The following is a 3,414-nucleotide window of genomic DNA, read 5'->3' as shown; positions in this document are numbered from 1 at the left end:
AATCAGAATGTCGCGGTGAATACGTTCCCGGGCCTTGTACACACCGCCCGTCACACCATGGGAGTGGGTTGCACCAGAAGTAGCTAGTCTAACCTTCGGGAGGACGGTTACCACGGTGTGATTCATGACTGGGGTGAAGTCGTAACAAGGTAGCCGTAGGGGAACCTGCGGCTGGATCACCTCCTTAATCGACGACTCAGCTGCTCCATAAGTTCCCACACGAATTGCTTGATTCATTGAAGAAGACGAGAGGCCAGCCTTTAAGGTGGTCTGTTTCGTTAGAGTTTAGAAATGAGTATTCCAGCGTGAATATTGATTTCTAGTCTTTGACTAGTTCGTTCTTTAAAAATTTGGGTATGTGATAGAAAGATAGACTGAACGTTACTTTCACTGGTAACGGATCAGGCTAAGGTAAAATTTGTGAGTTGCTCGTTATGAGCAAGMATCGAATTTTCGGCGAATGTCGTCTTCATAGTATAACCAGATTGCTTGGGGTTATATGGTCAAGTGAAGAAGCGCATACGGTGGATGCCTTGGCAGTCAGAGGCGATGAAAGACGTGGTAGCCTGCGAAAAGCTTCGGGGAGTCGGCAAACAGACTTTGATCCGGAGATGTCTGAATGGGGGAACCCAGCCATCATAAGATGGTTATCTTGTACTGAATACATAGGTGCAAGAGGCGAACCAGGGGAACTGAAACATCTAAGTACCCTGAGGAAAAGAAATCAACCGAGATTCCCTTAGTAGTGGCGAGCGAACGGGGACTAGCCCTTAAGTGGCTTTGAGATTAGCGGAACGCTCTGGAAAGTGCGGCCATAGTGGGTGATAGCCCTGTACGCGAAAATCTCTTRGTCATGAAATCGAGTAGGACGGAGCACGAGAAACTTTGTCTGAATATGGGGGGACCATCCTCCAAGGCTAAATACTACTGACTGACCGATAGTGAACTAGTACCGTGAGGGAAAGGCGAAAAGAACCCCGGAGAGGGGAGTGAAATAGATCCTGAAACCGTATGCGTACAAGCAGTGGGAGCCYACTTTGTTGGGTGACTGCGTACCTTTTGTATAATGGGTCAGCGACTTATTTTCAGTGGCGAGCTTAACCGAATAGGGGAGGCGTAGCGAAAGCGAGTCTTAATAGGGCGTCTAGTCGCTGGGAATAGACCCGAAACCGGGCGATCTATCCATGGGCAGGTTGAAGGTTGGGTAACACTAACTGGAGGACCGAACCGACTACCGTTGAAAAGTTAGCGGATGACCTGTGGATCGGAGTGAAAGGCTAATCAAGCTCGGAGATAGCTGGTTCTCCTCGAAAGCTATTTAGGTAGCGCCTCATGTATCACTGTAGGGGGTAGAGCACTGTTTCGGCTAGGGGGTCATCCCGACTTACCAAACCGATGCAAACTCCGAATACCTACAAGTGCCGAGCATGGGAGACACACGGCGGGTGCTAACGTCCGTCGTGAAAAGGGAAACAACCCAGACCGTCAGCTAAGGTCCCAAAGTTATGGTTAAGTGGGAAACGATGTGGGAAGGCTTAGACAGCTAGGAGGTTGGCTTAGAAGCAGCCACCCTTTAAAGAAAGCGTAATAGCTCACTAGTCGAGTCGGCCTGCGCGGAAGATGTAACGGGGCTCAAACCATACACCGAAGCTACGGGTATCACCTTCGGGTGATGCGGTAGAGGAGCGTTCTGTAAGCCTGTGAAGGTGAGTTGAGAAGCTTGCTGGAGGTATCAGAAGTGCGAATGCTGACATGAGTAACGACAATGGGTGTGAAAAACACCCACGCCGAAAGACCAAGGTTTCCTGCGCAACGTTAATCGACGCAGGGTTAGTCGGTCCCTAAGGCGAGGCTGAAAAGCGTAGTCGATGGAAAACAGGTTAATATTCCTGTACTTCTGGTTATTGCGATGGAGGGACGGAGAAGGCTAGGCCAGCTTGGCGTTGGTTGTCCAAGTTTAAGGTGGTAGGCTGGAATCTTAGGTAAATCCGGGATTYCAAGGCCGAGAGCTGATGACGAGTGTTCTTTTRGAACACGAAGTGGTTGATGCCATGCTTCCAAGAAAAGCTTCTAAGCTTCAGGTAACCAGGAACCGTACCCCAAACCGACACAGGTGGTTGGGTAGAGAATACCAAGGCGCTTGAGAGAACTCGGGTGAAGGAACTAGGCAAAATGGCACCGTAACTTCGGGAGAAGGTGCGCCGGTGAGGGTGAAGGACTTGCTCCGTAAGCCCACGCCGGTCGAAGATACCAGGCCGCTGCGACTGTTTATTAAAAACACAGCACTCTGCAAACACGAAAGTGGACGTATAGGGTGTGACGCCTGCCCGGTGCCGGAAGGTTAATTGATGGGGTTAGCTAACGCGAAGCTCTTGATCGAAGCCCCGGTAAACGGCGGCCGTAACTATAACGGTCCTAAGGTAGCGAAATTCCTTGTCGGGTAAGTTCCGACCTGCACGAATGGCGTAACGATGGCGGCGCTGTCTCCACCCGAGACTCAGTGAAATTGAAATCGCTGTGAAGATGCAGTGTATCCGCGGCTAGACGGAAAGACCCCGTGAACCTTTACTATAGCTTTGCACTGGACTTTGAATTTGCTTGTGTAGGATAGGTGGGAGGCTTTGAAGCGTGGACGCCAGTTCGCGTGGAGCCAACCTTGAAATACCACCCTGGCAACTTTGAGGTTCTAACTCAGGTCCGTTATCCGGATCGAGGACAGTGTATGGTGGGTAGTTTGACTGGGGCGGTCTCCTCCTAAAGAGTAACGGAGGAGTACGAAGGTGCGCTCAGACCGGTCGGAAATCGGTCGTAGAGTATAAAGGCAAAAGCGCGCTTGACTGCGAGACAGACACGTCGAGCAGGTACGAAAGTAGGTCTTAGTGATCCGGTGGTTCTGTATGGAAGGGCCATCGCTCAACGGATAAAAGGTACTCCGGGGATAACAGGCTGATACCGCCCAAGAGTTCATATCGACGGCGGTGTTTGGCACCTCGATGTCGGCTCATCACATCCTGGGGCTGAAGCCGGTCCCAAGGGTATGGCTGTTCGCCATTTAAAGTGGTACGCGAGCTGGGTTTAGAACGTCGTGAGACAGTTCGGTCCCTATCTGCCGTGGACGTTTGAGATTTGAGAGGGGCTGCTCCTAGTACGAGAGGACCGGAGTGGACGAACCTCTGGTGTTCCGGTTGTCACGCCAGTGGCATTGCCGGGTAGCTATGTTCGGAAAAGATAACCGCTGAAAGCATCTAAGCGGGAAACTTGCCTCAAGATGAGATCTCACTGGGACCTTGAGTCCCCTGAAGGGCCGTCGAAGACTACGACGTTGATAGGTTGGGTGTGTAAGCGCTGTGAGGCGTTGAGCTAACCAATACTAATTGCCCGTGAGGCTTGACCATATAACACCCAAGCAATTTG

2 rRNA genes are annotated in these 3,414 nt (G+C 51.2%); both read left to right on the top strand.

Annotation, left to right across the window (positions count from 1 at the left end):
• Window positions 1-187: ribosomal RNA gene (locus AC1DVE_RS31025) — 16S ribosomal RNA — on the top strand; the annotation flags it as partial.
• A gap of 314 nt (window positions 188-501) precedes the next feature.
• Window positions 502-3,395: ribosomal RNA gene (locus AC1DVE_RS31020) — 23S ribosomal RNA — on the top strand.
• The last annotated feature ends 19 nt before the right edge of the window (window positions 3,396-3,414 follow it).

Source organism: Pseudomonas sp. P4_B4 (assembly GCF_056402255.1).
The sequence above is the reverse complement of the archived record's forward strand: the minus strand, read 5'-3'. Positions and strand labels throughout refer to the sequence as shown.